The 291-nt window shown below is 74.6% G+C and carries 1 protein-coding gene; it reads left to right on the forward strand.

Features of this window, described 5'->3' with window-relative positions; genetic code table 11:
- Positions 1 to 291 (forward strand): NAD(P)H-hydrate dehydratase (locus ACEN88_RS35200; protein ID WP_413347052.1); only part of this gene is annotated, 291 nt, incomplete at both ends.

Below are 291 nucleotides of genomic sequence, written 5' to 3' on the forward strand. Positions count from 1 at the left end.
GCGCTGTATGCGGGCGCGGGCCGCGTGTTCGTGGCGGCCGTCGATCCGGGACCGGGCCTCGACCCGCTGCAGCCGGAGATCATGTTCCGCGACGCGGTCGGCTTCGCGTTCGACGGCCGCACGGTCGTCGCCGGTCCGGGCATGGGCGATTCCGCCGGCGCCACGCACCTGCTGTCGAAAGTCATCGACGGCACGGGGCCGCTCGTGGTCGATGCGGACGCGCTGAACCTGTGCGCGGCCAGCCCCGACCTGGCCGCCCGCCTGGCCGCGCACGACGGCGACGTGGTCATC

This window comes from Massilia sp. CT11-108, assembly GCF_047302915.1.
GTDB lineage: Bacteria > Pseudomonadota > Gammaproteobacteria > Burkholderiales > Burkholderiaceae_D > Telluria > Telluria orientalis.